At 35.4% G+C, this 26836-nt stretch carries 26 protein-coding genes and 1 pseudogene; 6 read left to right on the top strand and 21 right to left on the bottom strand.

Features of this window, described 5'->3' with window-relative positions; genetic code table 11:
* Positions 1 to 102: 102 nt before the first annotated feature.
* The 7 genes from IGI37_RS05005 to IGI37_RS04975 form a co-directional block, all read right to left on the bottom strand.
* The gene (locus tag IGI37_RS05005) at positions 103 to 636 is read right to left on the bottom strand and encodes a hypothetical protein (protein ID WP_438760339.1); all 534 of its coding nucleotides are present in this window, start codon (positions 634 to 636) and stop codon (positions 103 to 105) included.
* Complete coding sequence (locus tag IGI37_RS05000) at positions 623 to 1039, bottom strand: thioredoxin family protein (protein WP_438760338.1); 417 nt, start codon at positions 1037 to 1039, stop codon at positions 623 to 625. The genes IGI37_RS05005 and IGI37_RS05000 overlap by 14 nt, the downstream gene beginning before the upstream one ends.
* Complete coding sequence (locus IGI37_RS04995) at positions 1036 to 3120, bottom strand: cysteine peptidase family C39 domain-containing protein (RefSeq protein WP_438760337.1); 2085 nt, start codon at positions 3118 to 3120, stop codon at positions 1036 to 1038. The genes IGI37_RS05000 and IGI37_RS04995 overlap by 4 nt, the downstream gene beginning before the upstream one ends.
* Entirely contained in the window at positions 3110 to 4267 is a 1158-nt protein-coding gene (locus tag IGI37_RS04990) for a glycosyltransferase (protein WP_438760336.1), read from the bottom strand. Before IGI37_RS04990 ends, IGI37_RS04995 begins: the two co-directional genes overlap by 11 nt.
* Positions 4268 to 4337: 70 nt before the next feature.
* A complete protein-coding gene (locus IGI37_RS04985) occupies positions 4338 to 4535 on the bottom strand; it encodes a hypothetical protein (protein WP_438760335.1) in 198 nt (65 codons plus the stop codon).
* Positions 4536 to 4843: 308 nt separating this feature from the next.
* Positions 4844 to 5095 carry a conjugal transfer protein gene (locus IGI37_RS04980; RefSeq protein WP_438763587.1) on the bottom strand — a complete coding sequence of 84 codons (252 nt, stop codon included), beginning with the start codon at positions 5093 to 5095 and terminating at the stop codon, positions 4844 to 4846.
* 7 nt (positions 5096 to 5102) lie between these two features.
* Positions 5103 to 5399: a conjugal transfer protein gene (locus IGI37_RS04975; RefSeq protein WP_438760334.1), complete on the bottom strand. Its 297-nt coding sequence runs from the start codon at positions 5397 to 5399 to the stop codon at positions 5103 to 5105.
* Between the two features lie 236 nt (positions 5400 to 5635).
* Here IGI37_RS04975 and IGI37_RS04970 point away from each other — a divergent pair, with 236 nt between their 5' ends.
* From IGI37_RS04970 to IGI37_RS04960, 3 genes and pseudogenes are all read left to right on the top strand, one after another.
* Positions 5636 to 5875 carry a hypothetical protein gene (locus tag IGI37_RS04970; protein WP_438760333.1) on the top strand — a complete coding sequence of 80 codons (240 nt, stop codon included), beginning with the start codon at positions 5636 to 5638 and terminating at the stop codon, positions 5873 to 5875.
* 518 nt (positions 5876 to 6393) lie between these two features.
* A complete protein-coding gene (locus IGI37_RS04965; protein ID WP_438760332.1) occupies positions 6394 to 6672 on the top strand; it encodes a transposase in 279 nt (92 codons plus the stop codon).
* A pseudogene (locus IGI37_RS04960) lies at positions 6630 to 6875 on the top strand (transposase); the annotation flags it as partial. The gene IGI37_RS04965 and the pseudogene IGI37_RS04960, both read left to right, overlap by 43 nt.
* A 75-nt stretch (positions 6876 to 6950) precedes the next feature.
* Here the strand turns inward: IGI37_RS04960 and IGI37_RS04955 are convergent.
* Complete coding sequence (locus IGI37_RS04955; protein ID WP_438760331.1) at positions 6951 to 7376, bottom strand: hypothetical protein; 426 nt, start codon at positions 7374 to 7376, stop codon at positions 6951 to 6953.
* Between the two features lie 257 nt (positions 7377 to 7633).
* Here IGI37_RS04955 and IGI37_RS04950 point away from each other — a divergent pair, with 257 nt between their 5' ends.
* Positions 7634 to 8758, top strand: coding sequence for a TFIIB-type zinc finger domain-containing protein (locus IGI37_RS04950; protein ID WP_438760330.1), 1125 nt, complete (start codon positions 7634 to 7636; stop codon positions 8756 to 8758).
* An 89-nt stretch (positions 8759 to 8847) separates the two neighbouring features.
* Here IGI37_RS04950 and IGI37_RS04945 read toward each other — a convergent pair whose 3' ends face one another.
* From IGI37_RS04945 to IGI37_RS04885, 13 genes are all read right to left on the bottom strand, one after another.
* Complete coding sequence (locus IGI37_RS04945) at positions 8848 to 9981, bottom strand: glycerate kinase (protein ID WP_438760329.1); 1134 nt, start codon at positions 9979 to 9981, stop codon at positions 8848 to 8850.
* Positions 9982 to 10042: 61 nt separating this feature from the next.
* Positions 10043 to 12640 carry a mannosylglycerate hydrolase gene (gene mngB, locus IGI37_RS04940; protein WP_438760328.1) on the bottom strand — a complete coding sequence of 866 codons (2598 nt, stop codon included), beginning with the start codon at positions 12638 to 12640 and terminating at the stop codon, positions 10043 to 10045.
* A 37-nt stretch (positions 12641 to 12677) separates the two neighbouring features.
* A complete protein-coding gene (gene mngA, locus IGI37_RS04935) occupies positions 12678 to 14570 on the bottom strand; it encodes a PTS 2-O-a-mannosyl-D-glycerate transporter subunit IIABC (protein WP_438760327.1) in 1893 nt (630 codons plus the stop codon).
* A 126-nt stretch (positions 14571 to 14696) separates the two neighbouring features.
* Entirely contained in the window at positions 14697 to 15416 is a 720-nt protein-coding gene (locus tag IGI37_RS04930) for a MurR/RpiR family transcriptional regulator (RefSeq protein WP_438760326.1), read from the bottom strand.
* A 229-nt stretch (positions 15417 to 15645) separates the two neighbouring features.
* The gene (locus IGI37_RS04925) at positions 15646 to 17559 is read right to left on the bottom strand and encodes a beta-glucoside-specific PTS transporter subunit IIABC (RefSeq protein WP_438760324.1); all 1914 of its coding nucleotides are present in this window, start codon (positions 17557 to 17559) and stop codon (positions 15646 to 15648) included.
* 88 nt (positions 17560 to 17647) lie between these two features.
* A complete protein-coding gene (gene licT / locus IGI37_RS04920; RefSeq protein WP_438760323.1) occupies positions 17648 to 18484 on the bottom strand; it encodes a BglG family transcription antiterminator LicT in 837 nt (278 codons plus the stop codon).
* Between the two features lie 42 nt (positions 18485 to 18526).
* Positions 18527 to 19954 (bottom strand): 6-phospho-beta-glucosidase, encoded by a 1428-nt coding sequence (locus IGI37_RS04915; protein WP_438760322.1) that lies wholly within the window; start codon positions 19952 to 19954, stop codon positions 18527 to 18529.
* A gap of 395 nt (positions 19955 to 20349) precedes the next feature.
* Complete coding sequence (locus tag IGI37_RS04910; RefSeq protein WP_438760321.1) at positions 20350 to 21054, bottom strand: O-methyltransferase; 705 nt, start codon at positions 21052 to 21054, stop codon at positions 20350 to 20352.
* 578 nt (positions 21055 to 21632) lie between these two features.
* Positions 21633 to 22235 (bottom strand): alpha/beta hydrolase, encoded by a 603-nt coding sequence (locus tag IGI37_RS04905; RefSeq protein ID WP_438760320.1) that lies wholly within the window; start codon positions 22233 to 22235, stop codon positions 21633 to 21635.
* A gap of 234 nt (positions 22236 to 22469) precedes the next feature.
* Entirely contained in the window at positions 22470 to 23474 is a 1005-nt protein-coding gene (locus IGI37_RS04900; RefSeq protein ID WP_438760319.1) for a lipoate--protein ligase, read from the bottom strand.
* 11 nt (positions 23475 to 23485) lie between these two features.
* Positions 23486 to 24226, bottom strand: a complete 741-nt coding sequence (locus IGI37_RS04895) for an MBL fold metallo-hydrolase (RefSeq protein WP_438760318.1) — start codon at positions 24224 to 24226, stop codon at positions 23486 to 23488.
* A 296-nt stretch (positions 24227 to 24522) separates the two neighbouring features.
* Complete coding sequence (locus tag IGI37_RS04890) at positions 24523 to 24771, bottom strand: hypothetical protein (RefSeq protein WP_438760317.1); 249 nt, start codon at positions 24769 to 24771, stop codon at positions 24523 to 24525.
* Positions 24772 to 24893: 122 nt separating this feature from the next.
* Positions 24894 to 25064, bottom strand: a complete 171-nt coding sequence (locus IGI37_RS04885) for a helix-turn-helix domain-containing protein (protein WP_438763586.1) — start codon at positions 25062 to 25064, stop codon at positions 24894 to 24896.
* A 315-nt stretch (positions 25065 to 25379) separates the two neighbouring features.
* Here IGI37_RS04885 and IGI37_RS04880 point away from each other — a divergent pair, with 315 nt between their 5' ends.
* The gene (locus IGI37_RS04880) at positions 25380 to 26000 is read left to right on the top strand and encodes a matrixin family metalloprotease (protein WP_438760316.1); all 621 of its coding nucleotides are present in this window, start codon (positions 25380 to 25382) and stop codon (positions 25998 to 26000) included.
* Between the two features lie 13 nt (positions 26001 to 26013).
* Positions 26014 to 26823 carry a hypothetical protein gene (locus tag IGI37_RS04875; RefSeq protein WP_438760315.1) on the top strand — a complete coding sequence of 270 codons (810 nt, stop codon included), beginning with the start codon at positions 26014 to 26016 and terminating at the stop codon, positions 26821 to 26823.
* Positions 26824 to 26836 lie beyond the last annotated feature (13 nt).

Genomic DNA, 26836 nt, shown 5'->3' with positions numbered 1-26836 from the left:
CAAATTCTATATTATTTAATGCCCTCAGAGTGGGTATATAATTCATATCACGAAATAAGAAGAGTATATTTTTCACTTTATAAGTCCCCTCGTAAAATTAATTTAATATTTTATTAATTTTATAGTACTTAGATTTTCTGAAATCCATACCGAGAAATCTTTCTCCGTAAGTCCTTCATCAGAGTCCCACTCGATTTTATCAATAACTTTGCCATCTTTATAAATTATGAATGCTGGAGTTTGAGAAAATTGATTTATATTTTTAAAATCCAACCATTTCTCTTTATCTTTTCTTAAGTAACTTCCTTCAACATATAAAATTTTATTCTCAATTTTATTTTTCATGACAACATTTTTAAAAATCGGGTAGAAAGTAGAACAGTCTAGACATTCGTTATTTCCAATATAAGTAAAAACTATTTCATTTTTTTTTACTATATTATTCAACATATTGGGAGATGCAAATTCAAAATTCTGTAGTGAATCAGAATTAATTTTTGCTATATCTAGTTCTGCTTCTGTTAATTCTAAAGTTTCTTCCTGTTGGTAAATTATCCTACTTAAATTAACTATGATAACCAATACAGTAAAAAAACTAAAAATTACAATACAAATTTTGTTATTATTTTTTTTCATAATCTTTCACCCCCAAATCACCAAAAAAAGTTTCTTCATTTACCATCCCAAAGACTCTATTTTTTTCTACTCCATTTTTGAAACGAATTACTGTAGGAGTTCCGTTAATATGCAATTCATTTTGAAAGGTATCGGAGTTATTAAGATTGTTTAGTCTTACACTAACTACATTGTAATTTGCCATTTTAGAAAGCTTGTTTACATAAGGAGTGATACTTTTACACGGCATACATCCGTCTTTACGAACAAATAGAACATAATCTTCAGTTTCCATTTCTTTAAGTTGTTCGTAAGTAATATCTTTAAAATATTCTTTTTCAGTATTACTAATGTTTTTAAATATTATTATTGTAGTCAGAGAAATAAATAACAAACAAACAATAATTATGAACTTTTTTTTCATACGACTCCCCCTATACTAAATTTTTCCATATTTACTTCATGTTCACAAAGCTCAACTATTTTTTGATCATGCGTAATAAAAATCTTTAGCCCTGGTTGATTTAGAACATATTGTAATACAGTTTCTCTATGCTCAAAATCTAAGCCATTTGAAATTTCATCAAAAATATATATATCTTTTTTCTCTAACATAGCTCTTGCAACTTTAATTAATTGTCGTTGCCCCAAGCTCAACGAAACTCCTAACTTTCCAAGTTCTGTGTCATAGCCCTTTTCAAGTTTATTAATAACCTCTAGTAAACCTATTGATTCACATACAATATTCACTTGTTTTATATCTATCTCTCTACCTAAAGTAATATTATCAAGGATTGTAGAATCGAACATCTCTTCTTCACTTTCAACAAACAATACAGATTCATTAAATTTTTTTTCTGATATCAAATTAATTGGTTGATTATTAAAGAATATCTCACCAGAATCAGGCAGATACTTTCTAGAAATTAGTTTTCCAACAGTAGTTTTTCCTGACCCGTTTGTTCCAGTGAGTGCTATTGAGGAATAACCCTTTAAGTCCATAGTTATATTTTCTAATAGTTTCTCCCTACTGCTAAATGAAAATGACACGTCCTTAAATAAAATCGAAGTTATATTGTTGTAAACAGGAAAATTTCCAGTCCCAAACAAGGTTAATTTGGTTGATAATAGATTGAATAACAATTCTTGAGAAGCTTTTCCTTGAGTCAATACAGCTTGCGTATTTAACAAGTTCATCAAGGGGTTAAACGCATAACCAATCATCGAATTATACGTTAATAATATCCCTAATGAGAATTCCCCTTTTGATATTTGAATCGCTCCAATTGTGAATAGAATAATATTGAATGTTTCGAGAATAATCTGTTTTATTCCGCCCAACTTGGCATCATAATTTAGTAATATATTTTTGTGATCAATATTCTCTAATAATTGATCTGTTCCAATATTTATATATTTGTTTTCTTGTTGGTAGCTTTTTATCGTATCTGCGTGAGAAAAGATATCAATTATTCGATCATTAAAATTTTTGTTCGAATGAAGTACTTTATGACTGAAGATCTGATAGTTTTCATTCGCATATAGTGCAATAACAGAGAGTAGTATAGTAAAACTTAAAAAAAACAAAGTTAAATATAAGTTTATCCTCATAAGTAATACACAGCTTACGATAAACCACAGGATATTCAAAGGCAAGGTTAGCACATACGTCACAAATCTTTCTCTAATCGAAATGATGTTAGATAAAGTCGATATGGTCTCACCTATACCAAAATATTCTAAAGCTCTAGCTGATTTTTCAAATAATGCAGAAAAAAATTCGGAACTTATTTTAACATCGATAGCTTTATTAATTGAATTTTGAATCCGGGTTCCTATATAAGAAATCATAAATTTCAATAAAGAGACAAATAAATATACGAACATTACATAAAGCATACTTTCAGTGAGATTAAATGGAATTATAACGTTAAAATAAGTATTATACATTGAAGCTAAAAATAACCCGATTATATATAACGAGACCGATAATGTAGCCACCCAAGAATACTTCCATTTAATGATTTTAAATATATTGCTATATTTAACGCTATTTAAATTGTCTTCTACCAAAACACGGATAGCGCTTTCTTTAGTATCGATTACTAAAATATAGCTCTCCCATTTCTTTATAAAAACCTCTATTCTTTCTTTCTCCACTTTTGATTTTGCAGTGTCAACATAATGTATGGTATTCTGAGAAATTCTCGTGACAACTACATAATGATACTGTCCTTCATCATTGACTATTTGTGTAATTAATGGGGTCTGCATCTCTTTAAATGCATTTTTATTCTTTACAACTTCATATAAAGTAGATGTAACTCCAATATGTTTCAAGCCTAATTTTAAATCTCCAAATGAAGTTCCTTCATTTGTGTTTTTTATTATTGGCCTAATCTCACAAATCGATAAATTTGTGTTAAAATAATTTAATAAAATAGTGCTAACACAAGCAGATCCACAATCTTCTTTTGAAATTTGAGGAATTATTTTAATTTTCATTAGGCACTTCACCTAATTTCAAGTTTATTTTGTTAAATATATCAGATAGCATCCCTCGATAATTATTTTGGGTTAAATTAGCATATATTTCATACGCCTTATCGTAATTTCCTATTGAAAGTAGCAGATAGCCAATCATATCATCAAAGCAGTAGCCATTTTCTACATACTTATTTTCCTCTCTAGTCAACATTGCCTTAGTATTTATTAATAATCTTAATAGTTCTTGCTGTGTCTTCGAAATTTTAGCTATTTCATTCGTGGCAGATAGATATGTTATTTTATCTGAGAGAACTTCTTTGTCTAGTTTAGTATTCTTTATAGATTCCCAATATTTTTCTAAATAATAATCAGCTTTGTCGGTCTGTCCTTCAAGGATATAGAATATAATTAGCTTATCATAAACCATCTTAGTGTAATTACTTTCAGGGAAGATATCGAAAAAATTGACTAATCCAAGTTCAAATTTTTCTTTCTCCATTAACATCTCGGCATCTCTATAGTACATAAAATAATATCTATCACTATTTGGAAAACTCCGACGCATTTTTTTGTTTAGTTCTGTATATCTTTTTGCCTTATCTTTTTTTAGCATAACTTCTGAGGTGTACCCATCGTGATAAGTTGTGACATTATCAAGTTTAACCAATAAATAATTCTTTGCAGTAACATCGTTTAAATATATAGGATACTCATGAACATACCCAAAATATTTAAATTTACCATTATTTTTAAAAATACAGCCAGAGTTATAATTAACAGAGTCGTCAGCATTAATTATCTTAGGTGCAAATACTACAGGTTCGTCACTTACATTTTCAAATTTTAATATAGACTCTTTCAAATTCTGCAAGCTATCTGGCTTTAAAATCTCATCACAATCTATATTAAATATCCAATCTTTATTTGTTAAAATTCCCATTGCATTCCTAGCTAAAGAAAAATCATCGACCCATTCAAAAAAATTCAATTTTACTTTATTAAATCTTGTTTTTATTATATTTTGAGTACTGTCATGAGATCCAGTGTCCAGTACAATAATTTCATCATTTATTCCTACTTGGGCTTCAATAGCGTCTAGACACCTAGCAATTACTCTTTCTTCATTTCTACATAATATTTGAACCGAAATAGTTGGATATACCATAATGACCTCCTTCAACTTTGCAATAATTAAGAGCGATTTAAGTAATCGCTCTTAATCTCACAGCAAAACTTTATCTACAATATTTACTAATTAAATTCATTAAGTCTCGATAGTTACCACAACTACAGCCAGCTCCGCCTGATTGTGCACAAAGTGCAGCTACAATAGGCAGTTGTGCAGCCCAAAGAGCGCAAGAACTGCTCGCCCCTCCATTATTAGTTACTTCATTTGCTTTTGTTTCAGAAATCTCTCTTAGTAGTGAACTCATAAAGTTTCATCCTTTCAATTTTTATTTGATTCGAATCATCTTTGTATACACCTAATAAGTAGAAGAAAAATCTTTTTTGTGACTTTTTTTTTTATTTTTTGACATTTTTAGAGTTAACTCAACTTAGTTTGTCAATACTAGGGATATTATTTTTATTGATATATTAAGTCTCTAATCCTATAATTTTCCAATTATCCTTCTTACAAACCGATAAAGTGTACATATAGCTATTAGAGGTTTTAGTAATCTCATCCAAATAGTTAACTACTAGTTTCACTTGTATGTTCTCGCCTTCTTTTGTGTACGATTCATAATGAATACTTTTGAAAATCGATTGGTGTCAAAGCTTGCCCATCGACATAATACTCTAATTCTTTCTCAGATGCAGTAGGATAGAGCTTAAAAAAGGTATCTAAAAAGGTTGTAATTTGTTTTTTTATTTCCCCTTCAATTGTCGCATCACTTACTATTTTTTTGGAATGGTAAGTTGCTTTTTTAGGAGTTCCAATCATAGTCGGTAAACTCGTCATAATACAATTTCCATCTCTATTTCTATACACTCCGACTTTATAAGCCAAATCTAATTGCTTTGTTTTCTTTTTTCTCAGTAATCTTTTGATTGATTACAAAGGAAACTACAAACCCTTCTTCAGTCTTATTTACATCTAAAATCTTTACAGCATCTACTTGAACACTTGTAGGAATATCTGCACGAACCATCTCTTGAACAAGAGCTAAATCTTCATTGGTCAAATAATTTCCAAGCTTCTTCATTCTCTGTTCAATAGACAATTTATTATTTTTCCAAGAAAAATATTCCTTCGCAAAATCTATAGTAAAATTTTCGATTTGCGAAGTATTCATCACCTTTTCATTTATCACTGTGTGTTCGTTTATCGTGTGCTGATCAACAGCTGAAAAGTTTTTATACACACCGAAAGATAGACTGCTCTTTTATAAAAGAGTCTGGAAGCAAGCTCTTTTTTGATGTCTAAAATGAAAAGGGAAGCGGATTTTATATTAAGACGAACAAACGAAGACGATTGTGACATTGGATGAAGATAAAAAAGTGTTACAAGAGAAAGAAGACGAGTTGATTAATGAAAATAATCAATGGAAAAAACCAATTAGTTGCCTCTTCTAAAACCTTAAAAGAATTTCAGAATCAAAACAACAATTCAGGAGGAGATAATGATACAAATACAGAATTCATCAATATAGTTACCAAGTGGTTTAAAGCCAGCTTGAATTTTACGCCTGAAAACTATGCAGAAAGAAAGCAGGAAGTATCTGGACATTTATCAGATGACTTAAAAAAAAGCGTATTTTGGTCAAAATAGGAAATCTTATCAAGATGCAAATAAGGTTATTTCAACCCTAGATTCTTTAGAAATTTATTCTGAGGAAGTACAGAATAATGAATTGAATGGTCTAGTCGTTATTTATCATAGAAATAAGCAACAGGGGCAAGAATGGGTTAATGGAATGAATATCTTTGAAGTAGAATATGATAGAGAATCAAGAAAGTTGTTCAAATTGTCAATTTAGGAAGTGGTTATTCGATAAAAAAAGTAAATTAAAGCGACTAAAATATTGGGTTATATTATTCGGCATATTGCGGAATGAACTATTAGTGTCTCAAGTATACTTATTAGCTTAAATGTGTTTGAGATCATATGTTTAGATTGAAAAATGTGAAAAGTAAGATTATATATAGTTGAGCGTGGGACATAAGTCCTAACGAAAAATCCAGATACTAATCAACTTGATTGGCATCTGGATTATTTTGTTGTACAAAAATAAGAACACTTTTGCTAGAATAAAAGTAACTACACAAATAAACAAGCGAGGTGTTCTTATGTTTAAAGATTATACCACAAATCAAGTCGTTCTTCCTCTAGATTTTAGTTTTCAGTTAGAAAAAAATGATATTGCTTTTGCCATTGATCAATTAGTCGAAAGTATTCCAGAAGAACGCTTTATTCCTTTTCGCCATCAAATGGGGCCCGCTTCTTATCATCCAAAAATGATGATGAAGATGATTTTATGTGCGTATACGCAATCTGTATTTTCTGGTCGTAAGATTGAAGCGTTAACGAAAGAAAAATTGACGTCGAACCTGTTTTCGGACATTTGAAGGCTTGTTTAGACTTCACTCGGTTCTCTGTTCGAGGGAAACAGCAGACACACAATGAAATTGGCTTCGCGTCAATGGCAGTAAATTTAAGGAAATATAGGCTAAGTAAACTAGAAAATAAGAAGGATTCTCGCAAGAAACTAAAAAAAAGAAGACTAAAAATCATTTTTATGATTTTCGGTCTTTTGTTTTATTTGTCTTAAGACTTATGTCCCAGCCTCATTTCAGTTTTTTTGATTCTATCATAAATACTGCACTAAACTTACATTTACTCCAGTTTACTTCTCTTCCTTCTGCACTTTTCGCAACTCAATAGGTGCTAATTCACCTTCAGTAGCTTCATTATCCGAATCTTCCTCAACGACATACGTTCTGTAGAGCATGATGCTGTCTTTCAGGATTTCAAAGCTGTAACGAGATTTTTCATCGCTGACTTCTCGTGTTTCCACCTTGTTTTTCCCAACTTTTTTTATTTTAAATGGGACCTCATCAAAATGAAGAACGTCCTTTGAATAGGTAATTGTATGGACTTTGCCATCGTACTTTTCGGCTAACCATTCGCCTTCTAATTTTTTAATGACTTTAGCTTCATCAATCTTCTGGGCTTCTTTCTCTTTTTTACCATTTGAACAAGCGGCTAATGCGCTCATCATCACTAAAACAAAAAATAGTTTTATCAAGGTACTTCTTTTCTTTTTAAACATGTCTATCTCCAAGTCGTTAGTTTTTCTTAGTTTGAGTATAATATAAAAATCATTATTTATAAAGATTTTTATTGAAATTGACATGAATTCCCCACATTTTAAACGATTGTTGATTCTCTGTCAGTGATTCTAGACTCATCGCATCTGTCAGACACTTACATAATTCTTAAGAATCGACTTTTTTCCCTATTCTCATTGTTGTCTTCATTTCCTTTGCTATAATGGAGGTAGAATTTTATTGAAACGAGGGACCTTTTTTGAAAAAAATTATTTGTGAGCAATGCGGAAGTAACGAGTTTGAAAAAAAGGCTGGCTTGTATGTATGCAAGTATTGTCGAACCTCTTTTACCATAGAAGAAGCAACGAGATTATCGGGTGAGGGCAGGGCTCATACTCGTGGTGAACAACTAGCTAAGCTGAAAAAAGCCCAAGAGAAAGCCTTTGACTCCAGTGATTTTGCCGCTTTTATCACCCATTCTGAACAACTTATATTAGAGGATAACGAAGATCACCTATCTATTCTTGGGCAAATTATGGCGGTAGCTCTTCAAACACCTCTTGAAACACTAACTATCGATCGACTGATTACAGATAGTTTAACGAACTGGTTAGACGCGCCTGATGAGCAAATTATTCAATTAAAAACACGCACCATCAAACTGTACGATACGTTTTTTTACAAGCTGCTTGTTGATCAAAGTCGCATGTTTACATCGTACCCTACTGAAAAGCTTGGTGACCTACTCGCTTTAAATGTTCAGCTATTTTGTGATTTTCCTCAAACCGCTTTCTCAAAAAAAATTATAGGAAAACAAGAAATTCCTGCCCTTGAGCAAAAACGACAACATTTAATCAAACGACTTTTTGAAACCATGGCCACTGATTGGAGTGCGTCCTTCAAAAAAGAAAATACGCCTCCTTTGAGTGTCTCTGACAGCATGGCACAAAATAAGATTGCTCAAGCGAATAGCATCAGAACTTTCTTGAAGACTGTGCTTGCAGATCGAATAACCGAAAACTATGAGCGCTTCATCCTTTATCTACGATGTGGCGAATTAGTTCAAGTAGCCTCCTCTATGCAGATGATTATCACCGACCGTAAAGGAGAACAACTGATTCCTATTTACAATGGCTTCACCAAAGCTGACCAAGAGATGGCCAACTATCTAAAAACAAAAAAAGAAATCTTTTCCGACTTAGTGATTCATCGCTCATGGCACGTAAACTCACTTGAAAAACAAGGTATCTACACATCACTAGAGAACCTTCAAGAGGAATTTCATTCGTTAGGATTATTTTCTGGCAATCGAAAAAAAGAGTTACTCAGCCAAATAAACACACTCAAAGACCAACTCAGACGACCGCGCACATTAGATTTTTAATTCAACTACATGCAAAAACTCTGTACCTCCCTCATTCAATAGGAAGGTGACAGAGTTTTTAATTAATTAACTATCACTAATTAGATACTTTATCGTCTCGCTTCATTTGATAACAAAAGTAGTGTGGCTTTTGTTCGAGTGGCGACTCTTTTTAGATTATCTTTGGCATTCAACATAGCCTCTTCAAGTGTCGTAATTTGGTCGATCAAAGGAATGATTACAGATAAGCCATGCTGCTTAAAATCTTCTGGATCCCCTTGAACGCTTCCCACAAAAGCAATCACTGGCTTATGATATTTCTGGGCGATATGAGCAATGCCTACTGGGACCTTTCCTTGCATACTTTGGCTATCAATCATTCCTTCTCCAGTAATTACTAGATCTGCATGCTTAATTTTATCTTCTAATGAGCTATATTGCGCCAACAATTCTAGTCCTGAACACATCCTTGCATTAACAATCCTTCTCAAAGCTAAGCCAATTCCACCAGCTGCTCCGTCGCCTTTCTCAGAGTTTGTACCTTCTAAAAGTACCTGACTATAGTTAGTCATTTTATTTTCAAAATCAGGCATTTCCTCAGCTAAAAGGCCTTTTTGCTGACCAAACATGTAAACAGCTCCTGTGTCTCCGATTATTTTACTCGCCACATCTGCAGCAATCACAAACTCAATCTGCTCAAGACCTGTGACCAAATTGGACGCATCGAACTGCCGAATTTTGTGGAAATTTTTAGGCACAGGTTCAACGATTTTTCCTAGTGAGTCTAAGAAACGAACCCCTAACCCATGCAAGACACCAATCCCGCCATCAATTGTTCCCGTACCACCGAGACCCACGATAATTTTTTTGGCTCCTTTATTCATTGCTGAAAGAATCTGCTCTGCCAATCCAAATGAATGGGTATTCTCGGGATGCGTTTGCTCTGTTCCATCTAGCAAATGAATACCACAAGTTTCCGCCGTTTCTATGATGGCCAATTTTTGAGAAGGAATCCAACCATACGTCCCCATCATCTTTTTCCCATATAAATTATGGCAACGTTCAACGATCCTTTCTCCCTTCAAATTAGACAAAAAAGCCGCAACCGTTCCTTCTCCACCATCAGCAATGGCTACTTCCTCAACAAATAGAGTTTCCTCTCTAAATGAATCCGCAACAATTGCATTTGCTTCTTGACTCGTTAATGATCCTTTCATCGAGTCAATCACCGTGAGTATCTTCAACGTCCTCTTCCTTTCCAAAAAGAATCTAAACAGCTAGTTTCGCTCCTTAGATTCTCTTGATTTAGTTAATTTTGATTGTTTTTACTTCATTTTTACCTATCTCATTAGATGTTTCTGCAGTTCGTTTTTCATTTAATTGATAGTGAACCAATGAGGGCGTGGCCTTTTGATTGACTGAAAGAGACTCTGCTTTCTCAGTTGGATTATAGAAACGAGCCAAGATATCCGCAGAGTTCTCTGCTTTTTTAACCGTACTAACGATTAATTGAGGATTTTCTTGAGAAAATAGCGAATAATTTACAGGCGCCACCACATTTGACGGATTTAACTTCATCGCATGATAGCCCATTTGATTATAAGAAATCACTGGCGTTAAATACTCTTTTGCCACTTTATAAGGATTCGCTTTGTCAATTGTTTCATCTGAGAAAGAAAGACTAAGATCTAACTCAAGCTCCTTCAACAGCTGTGAATCTGGGGTTGCCATCTTAATTCCAGAAGGTCGGCCAGGTCTTCTTAAAAGATTTTCTTTTCCTAATACACCAATACTTCTGAACAACGTAATCGCTAAACAATCGTACGTATCTCCTACGACTTCGTATTCTCTCGAACTGTTTGTTAATACAGAGACGCTTCGTTTTTCATTTGTTAGAGAAACTGTCGTCAAAAATGGATAGATACTATCAGGTCGTTCGTCCCATTCCTCTTCAGTCCATGTTGCAAGAGTTTCATCAACTACTGGACGCTTAACTGTCCCAAACTGATTATCTGCAATCGAAAAAGCTGAAGCAATCCCCGTTGGAATCAGCAAACGCACTCGGTGATCTTCGCAAGTGTTTCCAATTTGAATGCTTAAATGAATCCTTTTTGTTTGTTTTGAAACAGCCACTGTCAGTTTGACTGATAGAGTGTTCGTTTGACCGCTCTCTTTTCGCTCGACTAAACTTTTTGGTAATTTCCAAGTATAAGAAATTTCCATGGTTTCAGCATACTCACTTTTGGTGGTTTCTACAGTGGCTACAACCGAGTCTTTTGAGTAAAGGGCAACATCATTTTCAAGTGGTGAAAAATCATATTCATCCCCGTCATCAGCGACATCCTCTAAAGAAAGGATTTGATCATAGTCAACTCCCCCTTGCTTGCTAGTTAGACTAATCGTGCCATTCGTATTCGCACGGAGAATAAATTGTTCGTTTTCGATAAAATTAGTGGCCTCTACTTGGTCTGTCTGCGTCTCTTTCGGTGTCTCTGTATGAATATAGACCGTTTCATAACCCATCGCAGGTAGCGTTTGTTCGAACTGAATCGTATATTGAATAAACGGCTCGTAATTGCCGTAATGAACAATTTGTCGATCAATCAACCCAGGATCAATCACTTCATCAGCCAAAATGGTATACTCAATTGGTGTTTGGTTTGTATCGATTAACGAAAATCCTGCACGTTTGGTGATAATCTTCGTTGTAACTACCTCAGTTCTTTTATAAGGAAGTAAGTTAAAAACAACAAGCTTATCTGTATCCTCAACATCAGGAGTGCTTTCCGTAATTTTCCTCTGATAAAATTCAATCAAACGATCAAGACGTTCTTCCGCATTAATAAAGCGGCTCATGATTTCAAAATGAACTTTGTCAGAGCAGCAACAACCAATACTATCATGTGCATGGTTTTTCATAATCTCTTTCCAAATACCCTCAATTAACCCATGATGATAGGTGTGCCCTAATGAGTATGCAATCGAAGCTAACGGCTCAAGGATTGCGGTGATTTTATTTTCTATGCGGGTGTTTGCAGCCTTAATATCCATTCGTGTTGAAAAAATACTACGGTGGACCCGGCTATATTTCCCATCTATAAACTCACCTTTTACAACGGGTAAGTCTGTTTGTTTTTCCAACATGTCAAAAACATTTTCATAACGACTTAAAAAAAACTTGCGCTCTGGATATAACGTTTCGAGCTTCTCAATAATTGTAAAAATATTTTTTTGAATAGGCATTTGATCATGGCCGTTCGGGATAATCAGTTCATCGCCTGTTGCCCCTTTATCCAAAACTGCAAAATATTTATCCATCCGTTGTTTCAAGGCAGTCGCTTCTTCTGGCAGATATTTACCAATGGCATATCCTAAGGGAAAGAGCTGCGTTAGGACCTTTGAACCATCATTTCCTTGCCAATAAAATTCTGTCTTATCCGTTCCATGACGCTCGGAAATTCCTCGCCAAAAGATGGCACGGTCTATGTCAAACCCCTTCAGAATCTGAGGCATTTGACCACTTTGTCCAAATGAATCTGGTAAATAACCAATCCTCATCGGTTCTCCTAATTCCTGACTATCTTTCGTTCCATAAAGAAGATTTCTGACAATCGATTCTCCGCCAACGACCATTTCATCTGTTTGTGTATACCAAGGACCAATAATTAGCTTCCCTGCTTTAACGAGTTTTTCAACACGCTCTCTTTCTTCAGGACAAACGGCAAAATAGTCTTCTAAAACCGCTGTTTGACCATCTAAAACATAGTGGGGATACTCTGGATTGCTCTCTAACATATCCAGTATTTCTGCCATGTTATTTACCAGTAATATTCTGGACTCTTCTGTTGAAAAATACCATTCTCGATCCCAATGCATATGTGGCACAATGTGTACACTTTTCATAAAAATTCCCCACCTAATCTTCTGTTAAAATTTCTGTTTATGCTTTGTTTAATTTTTGCTGACGAGTAATGATTAATAGAATAGTTGAAATTACCGCACCTACTAATGCAGCTCCAAGCCAAATCGCAGCTGACACTAGGCTATTATCTCCTTCAAGTAAAAACATGGAGAAAATACCTGCACCGGGTACATTCAAGCCAATTCCTGCGTATGCGACAATCGCTCCAGTAACAATTGAACCACCCACAAAGGAACCAATCACACGTACGGGATCGCCCATAGCAAAAGGAATCGCTCCTTCAGTAATCCCAGCTAATCCAAGTAACCATGTTTGGTTGCCAATTTCTCTTTCTTGCTCAGTAAATAAATTTTTCTTTATTAAACAAGCAGCAGATAGTGAGAATGCCGAAACCATTTTTACAGAAGCAAAGGTACAATAAGGAATAAAGTTGCCATTAGACATAGCCGCAATACAGAACGCATAAGCCGCCTTATTGACTGGTCCTCCTAAGTCAAACGAAACCATTGCTCCAAGAACCGCACCTAAAATGAGCGCATTACTTCCTTGCAAAGTATCTAACCACCCAATGAGGCCTGTATTAATTGCTGCAACTGGCTTTCCAATCACAAACAACATAATCACACCCACCAAAAGAGAACCCATTACAGGATAAACCCAGAAAGTTACAAAACCTGAAAAAACTCCTTTGGCTTTGATATTACGTTTCATCCATTCCATAAAGAAGCCTGCAAGTAAACCTGACAGCATCCCACCAAGGAAACCACTATTAATAGTCATTGCTGCCAATCCGCCAGCTAATCCTGGAGTAAGTCCGGGCTTATCAGCGATTGAATAGGCCATATAACCTGACAATATTGGAATCATTAAATTGCCTAATAAGCCACCACCTAGCCCTTTTAATAAGAACAACCAGCTGCCTTCTGTCCCGGCTAAATCTTGTAGTCCAAATATTTGCGTAATTAATACAGCAACGGTAGAAATCATTCCCCCGGCAATAATAATCGGAATAATATAAGAAATTCCTGTCAAAATGGCGTCCTTAACCGTTTGACCGAAAGATTTTGTTTCTTCCTCTTCTAGAGCTTCTATGTGCTCTTCATCTGGCTCAAAGTTTTGGGCCTTTTCTAACAAGCGCTCGACTACTTCATTTGGATGCTTAATCGGCTCAGCAACAGTTGTATCAACTTTGGGAATATTTTTAAACCGTTCGATTCCTTTTAAACTCACATCATGAGCAAAAATGATTCCGACTGCTTGATTAACCTCTTTAGCGGTAATTCGATCTTCAATTCCTTTGGCTCCTTGTTTTTCGATACGCGCTTGATACCCCATTTGATTCGCTGCTTTCGTAATTGACTCAGCAGCCATGTAGGTATGAGCAATCCCTGCAGCACAAGCGGTGATTCCTAAAATCAAGCCTTTATTTTCAGTGTTCTGATGGCTAACTTCTTCTTTTGAATCCAACAATACTAGAATCTCTTGTGAGGTTTTCGCTTGCTTGAATTTTTCTAAGAAGGGACTATCTGACAAACGTCCCGCCAGTTTTGCCAAGATATCTAAATGCGTACTTCCAGCCTCCGAATCAGGAATCGCCAACATAAAAACAAGCGAAACTTTATTATTTGGATCTAAACTAGGGTAATCTGTCAGGGGCTCTTTCAAACGGACAATCGAAAACGATGCTTCCAAAACACTGGATGACTTTCCATGGGGGATTGCTAAGCCGTTCTCAAACCCTGTAACCGATAGACCTTCACGATCATGAATCGCTTTTAAAAACTCGGCTTGATCTGAAACCTTGCCATTTTCATATAACTTTTGGGTCATGAATTCAAATACTTCTTCACGTGTTGACAATGATTCATCTAAATAAATAAGGGCATTGGATGTTGCGTGTACTAAATTCATATCATTTCTCCTCCTTTAATGACTAGAGTCTACCATCTACAGGCCTTCTTCACTGATTTTCTAATAAAAATAAACCCCTTTCATTCAAGATGTAGGGGTTGACGTGTAATTTTACACAAGTAAATTCTATTTACTATACGCATGCAATAAACTGTTCATAATGATTAGTAACGGCGTTTTATCCGTAATATTGTAATTATTAATGGTTACTTCTGGTGAATAACAGAATAAACTGATATCAGCCATTCTAGCCAGTGAGTTATTCGTTAAACCTGTCAATGAAATCAAGGTATGGCTATACTCTTTAGTCAATCTAGCTAGTTCAAGAATTTGTTCTTTCTCCCCTGAAAGACTGACAAAGAAAAATAACTCGTTTGTGGAATGTTCAATTTTATGTCTCACTTCATTGGCATAGGTGTGAAAAAAAGCTTTGTCATTATTTATCGCATAAAAGTTGTCAACAATAATTTTGGCAGCATACGCGGTCTGTCCTATCGCAAAAAAATTAATTCGATTTGTCTGCTTAAATAACTGTATCACTCGTTTTTCCCGTTCCACATCAATTAATTCAAAGTTTTTCAACAAAATCTCTTTTTGAGGGACAGTCAGCGAACTCGTTTCACCCACTTCACGCTTTAACTCAATCTTCATCTCAGAATATCCTGAGTAGCCCAACTTATGAGCAAGCCGAGTAATCGTATTAGGAACTGTATAAAATTGACTAGCTAAATCAACAATTGTGGTTGAAGAAACAATCTGTTTATTCTGAGTGATATATCGGACAAGTTCATCCTCTAAATCAGTCAGTTTGTGCTCATTGTTGATTACACGTTCTTGAAATCTCATCAAGTGTGCCTCCCTAAAATAATCCTATCACCTTATTATAACGTATCCCACCTAAGTATTCATTCGTAAATTTTTTGTCGCCCAATTGCATTAAACAAACCAAACCTCTGCTTGATACACCGTCGATTTGTTTACAATCTTCCCAACATAACAGGGGTAGGAAAAAGCCGCAACAAAAATAAAACCCCTCACCAAACTGATGAAGAGTTTCTACTCGATAGTTCTTTACTTAAGTCAAAGCTGAGAAAAGGAACGCGTCTTTTTCTATGGTCTTTTCTGTGGTTACGACAATATCCTCGTAATCTTGTGTGTTTGTTACGATAATGGGCACTTCGACACTAAACCCGGCCGCTTCGATTGCTTGGATATCAAAGCTCAATAAGCGTTGGCCCTTCGTCACTCTTTGTCCCTGTTCTACATAACTGGTAAAATGTTGGCCATCTAACTGAACCGTATTTAGGCCAACGTGAATCAATAGCTCCAAGCCTTCATCTGACACAATTCCCAATGCGTGTTTGGTAGGAAAAACGGTAACTAATGTGCCATCAAATGGCGCGACTACTTCGCCAATTGTTGGATAAATACCTAAGCCTTTTCCTAATAAGCCTTGAGAAAAAGCAACATCCTCAATCTTTTCTTGAGGAATAACGGTCCCTGTTAATGGACTGTAAGCGGTCATTTGTTTCACCGCTAATTCAGAAGGAGTTGCCTCTTGTACTGCACTTGTTTCTAAGACTTCTTTTGGATCTTTATAGAAGATAAATGTCAAAATTAAGGCAATCGGTACAGCTATACAAATGCCGATCACTGCGACTACGATATCATCCATTCCGTGTGTCTCTGGATTAATCATCGCTGGAAATTCGAAAATACCCATACCGCCAAAAATATATTCTTTTAAGTTAGCAAACCCGTAGTAAGCGCCCGCAATTCCAGAAGCAATACAACTAATAATAAATGGCGTTTTTCTAGGTAACGTAATCCCATAAATAGCTGGCTCCGTAATCCCAAAGATACCTGAAATAACAGCTGGGAAAGCGATTTGTTTTAATTTTTTATCTTTTGTTTTAAGCATCATAGCAAGAACAACCGCTGTTTGAGCAAAGGTTGCGGCAAAAAATGGCATCATTACATTGTCATAACCAATCGTCATAATGTTATTGATATAGATGGGAATAATACCCCAATGTAACCCAAAAATAACTAAAATTTGCCAGAAGAACCCGACTAAAGCACCCGAAACCATTGGACTGAAACTTCGTACAGCGATGACCCCTTCTGCAATCAGATTAGAGCCAAACGTTGCTAATGGGCCAATCAATAAGAAACCAACCGTCAGAGAAACAACCATTGTTAACATAGGCGAAACGAAGAATTTTACAACATCTGGAATGACCTTATCAAACAGTTTTTGACAGTAGGAAGCAAAGTACACGATAATAATGATGGGAATCACTGTTGACGTGTAGTCCACACTAATCAATGGAATACCAAAGATATCTAAGTAAACAGGCGATTGAAAAACAGTGCCTTCAAATAAAGTATATAATGGCTCACCGGCTCCCGATAACGCACTTAGCTGGAGGGCTGGATAACATAACGCTAAACCTAATAAAACACCCAACAAAGGTTTTAAATTAAATTTTTTCGCTGCTGTATACCCTAAAATAACAGGCAAGTACATAAATAACGCATCCGAAATTCCGTCTAAGAAGACATAAGTGCCGCTAGTATCTGTATAAAGACCCACCACACTAAATAAAATATTGAGCCCTTTCAGCATACCGGCCGCTGACATCAAACCTAAAACAGGTTGGAAAATTCCCGAAATTACATTAATAAATCGGTCAAATAATGAACCCTGCTGTTCTGAATCGGCCGTTCCTTGAGGGATTTCACCAATAATCGGTAAAACATCATTGTACACATCTGCCACATGATTGCCTATCACGACTTGATATTGGCCGCCACTTTTCATCACAGTAACTACGCCATCCATATTTTTTAGGACGTCATCATTCGCTTTACTTTCATCCTTTAACTGAAAACGTAATCTGGTTACACAATGGGTTAGACTTGCCACATTGTCTTTACCGCCCACTTCTTCTACAATTTGTTTTGCTAATTGTTCATATTTCCTCATTTTTTTCCTCCATTACTCTTCTAAAATGAAGGTCTAGCCAACTAAATGTCACTATCCAAAAAAATTTACTTCTATCCTCCATCATTCTCTAGTCTTTATAAACAACACGATGTATATGGATCGTGAGATATAACTTTTCTTCATCGGTTAAAACGTACTGATAATTTCTTTCAATGTGTTCACTGACTTTCTCCACACAGGCATAAGCGCTTTGAAAACGAACCTTCACCACATCGACAAGGTCTTCCTCATGTTTGTCACTATGTAGCTTATTACTGGTCAAACGTTGGGCAAAAAATTTTAAATGCGTAATAAAACGATAAAAATAAAGCGACTCCTCATCAAACTCAATCTTAAAATAATAGCGGACAATATTACTAATCTCCTGCATGATTTTTGTCACTTGATAAGAATCTTGATTTGCTTCAACATCTTCCGCATTCACAAAATGAAGCGCGATAAACCCAGCTTCATCTTCTGGCAATCGTAAGTCCAACGTTTTTTGAATCATTTCTAATGCGTTAACAGCTAATCGATATTCAACAGGATAAAAACGTCGAATATCCCACAATAACGCATTTTTCATCATAATTCCTTCCTTAAATCGTTTAACTGAATTGTATAAATGATCACTGAGCGAAACATAGATACTATCATTTAATTTTTTCCCTAGCTCAGACTTAGCCATGGTGATAATCTCATCGCTCAAATTCATATATTCTAATGGAATCTCAGTCAAAAGTTCCTGGAATTTAAGGAAAACATCTGAATTAGAGAGATGAAAAATCTTTTCTACCATCTGCTCTTCCATCAGATCGCCTTTCTTTTTTTGAAAAGCAATTCCTTTTCCTAACACAATAATTTCAGCACCTGATTGATCAAGCGTGATTGCCGCATTATTATTGAGCACTCGTTTAATTTCCATAACACGTTCCTCACTTCTACTAATTACAAACCAACATCCTTATTATTTCAGACATTCTCCATTACTTGCAATCACCTGTCGATACCAATCAAATGACTTTTTCTTAAAACGCTTAAAGGTTCCTTGCCCCTCATTTTGAGCATCTACATAAATAAAGCCATAACGTTTTTTCATTTCTCCTGTACTCGCACTGACCAAATCGATACACCCCCATGCGGTAAACCCGAGTAATTCGATACCATCCAGCTCAACTGCCGCCATCATTTCCTTTATATGCTGATTCAAATAATCAATCCGATAACTATCGTCTATCTGGTCGTCTGCTGTTTTGACATCGATCGCACCCAACCCATTTTCAACAATAAATAACGGGCACTGATAACGATCATATAAGGTATTCATAGTAATTCGTAGACCCAGGGGATCAATTTGCCACCCCCATTCACTCGCTTTTAAATACGGATTTTTTAACGTTGGAAACAGATTCCCCTCACGTAATTCATTCACTTGTGGATCTGCACTGGCAACAGAGGACGAATAGTAAGAAAAAGCTAGATAATCGACTGTGTGATTCTTCAGTAGTTGTTTATCCTCTTCTGTAATATCCAACCGAATATTCTTCATCTCTAATTCTTTTAATGCGTATGCTGGATAATAACCACGAACTTGAACATCTGTAAAAAAGAAGCTTTCTCGATCAATTAATTTTGCTGCCATCACATCTTCTGGATTCGGTGTGTTAGGATAATTTTCTCCAGCTGCTAACATACAGCCAATCAAGTTTTGGTCATCTATTTCCTTGCCTCGTTTCGTCGCTAGAGCACTAGCAACTAACTCGTAATGAGCGGCAGTATATTTGACTTGTTCTCGATTTTCTCCTTCCTCAAACACCAATCCCGCTGCCATAAAAGGCGCATGCAACAACATATTTATCTCGTTAAAGGTAATCCAATGAACTACCTTTCCTTTAAAGCGTTCAAACAACGTCTCTGCATAATTCAGATAAAAATCAATCATTTTCCGATTTTTCCAGCCACCATATCTTTTCACCAAATGGATAGGGCAATCGAAGTGGCAAATAGTGACTAGCGGTTTAATTCCATATTTTAAACACTCATCAATCAGCTGCTCATAAAAACGTAAACCCTCTTCATTCGGTTTTTCCTCATCTCCCAACGGAAAAATTCGTGTCCAAGCAATTGAAAAACGATAAACCTTAAAGCCCATCTCGGCAAACAAGGCAATGTCTTCTTTGTAATGATGATACATATCAATCCCCATCTGCGCCGGATAATAATGCTCTTCATCAAAAGTAAGCATCGACAACTCTCCAGCCATTACCGCTTCACGATCCTTCCCATAAGGAAGCAAATCAACATTCGCTAAGCCACGCCCGCCTTGGTTGTATCCACCCTCTACTTGATTTGCGGCTGTTGCACCGCCCCATAAAAAATCTTTTTTTAAGCCCATATTCCGTCTCCCCTTTTTGTAAAAATGAAAAAGGCCCATTTGTACAACTAAATAAACGTGGGTCTAGTCGCCACGAACATCAGCTGACAAATGGGTCTAGCTTGTTTTTATCTAATCAAACAATGACTATGCCATTTTGTACTAATATTTACTTTTTCTTTTGAAAGCACTTTTATGATAGCACATCTTTTTTCGAGAAACAAGAAAAATTTGAAAGAGCTCACTCTTCACAACAGTTTACACGATGCTTTGCTGTGTGGATTGTTAATTTGATAGCAAATTAACAAAATAAAGAACTAGAGCAGGCAAATAGCCATGGACATTAGATTGTTGTTCTAGTTCTGCAGTTAAGATAGCTGATTATTCCACCAATCGATTCTCAAACAAATGCTCTACTATTCTTCATTCAAAGACTCCGACAAATCAATCTCGTCTTCTTCTTTCGTCATTAAAATAACGCCGTCACCCAAAGGTAATAGAGTTGAAGTCAAGCCTGGATGCTGCATGACTGTTTGTAAAAATTGATTGAGCTTGCGGTGAATTGTTCGTTGACTGCGAGGAATTTCTTCGATAGGATCAAGAATTGTTCCTGCTTGGAAAACGTCATCGACCATCAAGACCCCGCCTTTACGTAAAAGGCGTAAACATTCTGGTAAAAACTCGATATATTTTGATTTTGCACTATCCATGAAAATAAAATCATATGGACCCGTTAGTGTTGGCAATACTTCTGCAGCCTGTCCCTCGAGTAAGGTAACTTTGTCTTCTAAACCTAAACGCGCATAGTTTTTTTTTGCTTTGCGGATCATAACATCGAATCGGTCAATTGTTGTAACTTGACCAGAATCGCCGACATATTGTGCCATGACACTTGATGAAAATCCGATTGCTGCCCCAATTTCTAATATGTTTTTGGGCTTTATTTGACCTAAAAAGAATTGTAGAAAAACAACAGTCTCATGCGGAATAACTGGTATGCCATCTACATGTGCTTCTTCTTCTAGCTTGCCTAATTCTCCTGGTAATTTTTTTTGTTCATTTCTCATAAAATCCAATAGTTCAGGTTTCACTACTGGACGATGCATCATCTCATTACGCATACTTTCCCCTCATTTCCTTATCCATTATACGAAGAGTGCGCCTTTCTTTCAATAAGGAAACGCAGTTATTAAAAAAATAATTGGGTTTCGTGTCCTAAAATTTTCTTATATCTTCAAAAACTTCCTATAAATTCAAGCTAGCGTTCTTATCCGCCAAAAATTCTTGTTATCTTTACATCATCGTTTGGTGATGGTAAGCTATCGATAACAAAATTAATTTTAAAGTGAGTTGAGTCGATGAAAGAACACTATGAGAGGGAGAACAAAAAACTTTTTAGGAAAAGAAGGATTGATTATGCAATCAATGTCATGATGTTTTTTTATCTGGTTACTTTATTCTATTCACTCATCTTTAATTTCCCATTATTTAGCTTTCTCTTTATGCTGATCGTTCTTACTTCTGTAATTTTGTTTCTCGTTGAAGGAAAACGCGCACGAGATTTCGACAAACTGTATAAAGAAAAAGAATTAAAAAATAGAAGTACCTTTTCTAGAAGTTGAAAGGGGTCCTTCAACATAAATAATCGCAAGCTACTTGTTTTATACATACTAGACAAAGGGAGACGGTCATTTCCACGCTAAACAACCTCTTTTAACCAATCATTTAGAAATCGTAATTGTTCCTCTGTATGGAACCAATGCTCGCCATTTGTCATGGTAGTGACCCGTGCATTTTTATGTTCCGCCACAAATTGAGCAATTGTTTTTGGAGACGTCAGATGGTCTTTTTCCGCATAAAGAATTTCGGTTTGAACTAGCCAGTCAAGCGGATTCTCTCTTGTAAATTGCAAATAATCCCATGACAAAACTTCTCCAAAATCAGTAATGATTTCTTTTTTCTCATGCAACTTAAACTCCGTTATGTTAGCCCAGTCCATCATATCTGTAATTAGCCGACCCATGTCTAAGATAGGCGAAATAAAAAAAGCTCGTTCTACATTTTTATTTTGCAACGCATACATGGCTAGATAGGCCCCTATACTATTAGCTAACACATAGACACAATCATATTGACTCTTTAATTCATCATAAAAACCTTTTATGTTGCCTTCAATAATCCATGGTAGATACTCATCATAGTCAAAACCAACGATATCAAACCCACTGAATGCTTCCTTGTAATTCTCGGCTTCAGAAGCATGGCCTCCTTTTCCATGAATATATAAAATAACTTTCGACATATCTGACTACCTCTTTTCGTTTTGTCATCATTGTATCACAACCAATAATTCATTCAATATTACCTTTTATACATGGCCTTTGTTGCCTATCTTTTACAAACAAGTTCCAATCTGTCAACCTCTAAATAGAAAAAAAGTTACGAAAGCTATCTATGCGGCTCCCGTAACCTTCTTTATTTGGTTTAATAGTTGATTACATTCTAGCAATCCCTATCATTTGATGTAGCGCCTTTATTAATAGATTAACTCAGCTAAGTCTTCTACTTCGATATTACCGAAGTATTTTTTTACATCGATTCCTTTGACCGCTTCGTTAATCGCGTTTTTCTCATATTTTACACCAACCAAGGCTTTTTCAACGTCAGAGATTTCACCCAAACCAAAGAAGTCTCCGAAGATTTTGGCTTCAACAATTTCACCATTTGACACATTTAGACGAATTTCAATGGAACCAATGGGGAAACGGTGGCGTCTTTCAATATCAAACTCAGGTGATTTTCCGTAATTCCAGTCCCAATTACGATAATATTCATCAGAAATTTTATTGATCTCAACCCAATCTTTATCTGTTAACTCATAAGTTTTCACCTCATCAACAGAATCGACACCAAAGATTTTCAACAAGATATCTTGACGGAATTCTTTTGTTGTCATTCCTTGCTTTTCTTTAGGCAAGAAAGGTTTGATGTTGGTGACACGTGAACGAATTGATTTGATTCCTTTTGATTCGATCTTATCTTTACGAACCTTTAAGGCATTTACGACTTCGTTCACATCGCTATCAAACATAATAGTGCCGTGCGCAAACATTCTTCCGCTAGTCGCATACATCGCATTTCCTGAGAATTTCATATCATTGATGACCAAATCATTGCGACCTTTTAATTGTGCCCCATCAATTCCTAATTCATGTAAAGCTTGAATGATTGGTTTGGTTAACTTCGCAAAGTCACGGAAAGAATTCCCATCATCTGGCATAATAAAGCTAAAGTTTAAATTCCCGTAGTCATGATACACAGCTCCCCCACCACTTAAACGACGAACCACATGAATGCCATGCTCTTCTACATAATCAACATTAATTTCTTCGATAGTATTTTGGTTACGGCCGATAATAATTGAAGGCTCATTAATATAGAACAACAAAATCGGCTCATCTAATGGGAATTCTTTTAACAAATACGTTTCAATAGCCAGGTTTACTCGTGGATCATTATTTTCATTAGGTACAAAAATCACAAAAATTCCTCCTAAATAATAAATTGTTTATTTGGCTCAGCAAGCTCTACAAAAATCTCAGGACCTGCTGCAGCGACCGCTTCATCTCTTAATTGGTTCAAATCACCCAGCTGTGGCAAATGAGTCAGCACGAGCTTTTTAACACCGGCTGCTTTTGCTATCTCACCAGATTCTTTTGAAGTAAAATGGGCTTTGTGTCGTTCATTTCCTTCAAACAAATACGTATCTGCTAAAAATAAGTCTGCATCTTTAGCAAACGGCACAAAACTTTCTAAATAACCCGAATCTCCTGTGAAGACAAACACTTTTCCCGTCGCCTTCTCCACAAAACGCATCGCATAACAAGGAACAGGATGAATCGTTTTCATAAAGGTGATCGTAAACGGCCCTAACACTAGCTCATCTGATCCAAGATAAGGATACCCTTGACTGACATTTTCTAAGGTCAACTCTAAAAAGTGCCGTTCATCTTCTGTATGCCCATAAATAGGCAAAATTGGTTTCTTTTCTTCTGTTGGAAATAATTGAAAATAGTATTGCAAAACACCCAAGTCTGCAATATGGTCATGATGATAATGACTTAAAATAACTGCATCCAAGGTCAATGGATCAATATGTTTTTCCAAATTCACTAACGTTGTACTACCAGCGTCGACCAATAAACGGTAGTCTCCCGATTCTAATAAATACCCCGTCGTCCCTTGTCCATTATAAGGGTAGGCACCTAAACAACCAAGTACTGTTAATTTCATCAAACCTCTCCTTTCCATATAAACATCGTATCACAAAAAAGAAAATCACACCAAAGACCTGTCTTACTTTCGGGCTTTTTTTCTCGCCGCCTCTATCTCAAGTATGTTTGTTCTATTTTATTCCTTCATTTTAAAAAAAGTAAAACCTTTTCAGTAACAAATCTAACCCTAGAGAACACTTTTTTGATACATATTAACACATAAAATATTAGTATGATTGATGTCCTGTCCTTACCATTAATTTTATTTAAATCTTCATCGCAACATTGTGTTTCCTTAAATATCGCTATCTTAAATTATTTAAACAAATCCGCAAATTGTGCTCTAAAAACGGGGATCATATAGATTAACTGAAAACTATCCGAGGTATGTTTCACTATACTATTTAACTTGTTGTAATATACAAAATCAGCGATTTCTCGCCAATAGTCGTTTGTCCAAGCTAACTGATGAATCAATCTCTTTAATATCCTTAATTCTTTTTCAGAGTCTCCTTCTCTCCTTGCTTTTTCTGCTTCTGCTCGATAAGATTCCCATGTTTTCATATGAATTCAGAATGAGGAACAATTTACTTTAAAATCCTTTAAAATCAGCGTTTGTGGTAGTCTTGTTTTTACTCATGATGACTACAAATAAAGCTACTGTTCTCAAAATTAAATAGGCTAGATTATATACTTTTTTTGCACGCAAATCCTTCTTTGATTTCGGTATAAATGGTTTGAGGTACACGACCTAAAAGACGAGCAATCTCTCGCTTAAACACAGAAGGCTCAAGCTGCCTCCAAGCCTCAATTTTTATCCGTTCCTCGTTATTTAGGTACTTTGCGTCATTGTAAATTCATCCTTTATTGATAGTGTGGGAACTTCAATAATACATGAAAATTTGCAATGGCTTTTTTTATTTTACCAAGTGGCTAAGTTCATTATACAATCTGCCAAAGTATTTGAACTGTGACCAAATATTTTAAATAGATAAAATTTAGCCACACGAAAAGAAAACGCTAACATTTTTTGCGGTTTGTGGTATCATTAAGTCAATTAAAAAACATATGTAATTTAATGGTTTTATTAGGTAGTTTATTTTAGCAGAAAGGAGTTAGAAGTAAATTTGTAAAGTGTTTATGATCTTATTTTTTAGGTAGGAGGTTGGAAAATGAAGAATATTTTGAATTTTAAAAAAATGGTTGTTGTTGTTTTTATAGCAACTATAGTTAGCGGTTTATTTTTTAATATGCGTACTGCATATGCTGCAGAGTATGTACTTTATGGGAAAAAGATGACGGGTGGAATAGGTAATTATGGAAACAATCCAAGATACTATTGGATGTCTAGCTATTTTAATACTAGCGCCAAAAAGAAACCTGTAACAGATGCGATGTATATGTGGAATTATAGTAATGGAACGGGTGCATGGACACCGCTTATGTTTTATAATTCAGCTCAACAATATGGATGTATTCTTGATATACATAAGGTTTCTGGAAGACCAGGAATTGGTGCGGAAACAACCTGGTTCACTTGGAAAGGTCAAAGCGTAGTTCCTGAAAGAAATAATTGGGATTGGTGTAAAATTGAGGTAACTAATTTATATCAGGCAGCAAATAGTACAAAACAAAAAGGGACTATGGTTCACGAGATAGGTCATGTACTTGGATTAGCTCATAATGATACTTTCCCTAATGGTGGAACAGTAATGAGATGGATGTATGCGGATACAATGTCTAAGGGTCCTACTTTAAATGATTTTAAAGGGATTAATAGGCTATATAAATAAAGGGTGGTTATTTATGAAAAAAATAATATTATTGATTACGATATTAATCTTGACTGGCTGTGGGGTGAATAAAGCAAAGACTGAAAAAGTATTACTTAGAAATGATGGTGGAAATACAGTAAAAAATATAGATAAGAATCAAAGCATTAGTTCCAAACAATTAAAAGAGTTAAAAGAGTATGGGATAACAATGAGTAAAGAGTATGAAGCTAAAGAAAAAATAACTACAACTTCACTAGCTATGGTTGAAGTGAATACTATGGAGGATGTAGAAGACTTAACAGAAATTGGCATTGAAGGAGTTGTGATGTCAGCTGAACCCTTTGTATTTCATGAATATGAAAATGGAGCTCCTTTCACCAAGATAGTTGTTCATGTTAGGACTGCTTTACATAATAGTGAAGAGTTGGTTGGAAAAGAAATTACCATTTATGAGCCAGGAGGTTTAATTACTAAAGAAGAACTTGGGTTTCTTGAAAAAAGAGCACCAGAAGCTCCAACGCTTAGTCAAGAGGAGCTGTCAGAAGAGGTCGTTGTAAATATTAACGGTGTTAAAAATTCGTTTCCTGGGGATGAAGTTGCTCTTTACTTAATAAAAGTTCCCGGTAATGAATTGGGTTTAGAGGAAGATTTTTATCAGATAATGGCAGACTACTTAACAAGATTTGATAAAAATGATGAAACAGAATTGTATGAAAGACCCGATACAGAAATAGTTTCAGATGATTCTTTGGCAGAATTACAAGAAAATCCTATTGAAATTGAGGATTTAGAGATATTGAATGAAACTATATCTGAAATAGTGGAAGAAAAGGAAGAGTAGTTTTCCTGTATTA

Source organism: Enterococcus sp. AZ194, assembly GCF_051713825.1.
GTDB lineage: Bacteria > Bacillota > Bacilli > Lactobacillales > Enterococcaceae > Enterococcus_K.
Note: the sequence above shows the minus strand (reverse complement) of the source record. Positions and strands in the feature narration are given on the sequence as shown.